The 341-nt window shown below is 55.7% G+C and carries 1 pseudogene; it reads right to left on the bottom strand.

The annotated features are described in order from the left end of the window. Positions 1 to 341: pseudogene (locus DW677_RS18965) on the bottom strand (hypothetical protein); the annotation flags it as partial.

The raw sequence follows: 341 nt of genomic DNA, 5'->3' as shown, positions 1-341 counted from the left end.
CGTTGCGGCCTTTAGCCCGGCATTGGTTTTCATGGCCTGTTCCGTCTGCTTGATCTGCTCGGAAATGGCATGAAAACGGTCTGCTGCCTCGGTGGCTTTCTGTGCCAACTGCTCATAATCGGTCAGGCCATTGTCCTGTATATAAGCAAGGGCAGCAGCCATCTGCTTAATGTTAAATACCTTCGCCCAGCGTTCATATCCCGGCCCCTTACCGGCAGCCAGCTTTGCTTGAATATCCACCGCCAGGCTGATTTTCCGCTCCGAGCGCCCGGGGCGTTTTTCTTTGCCCTCAATGGCGGACAGAACATCTTGCAAGTCGTAGCCGTCCCCCAGCGTGGAGG

The organism is Clostridium sp. AM25-23AC, assembly GCF_003435125.1.
GTDB classification, from domain to species: Bacteria; Bacillota; Clostridia; order Lachnospirales; family Lachnospiraceae; genus Pilosibacter; species Pilosibacter fragilis.
This window is presented reverse-complemented; position numbering and strand designations above follow the sequence as displayed.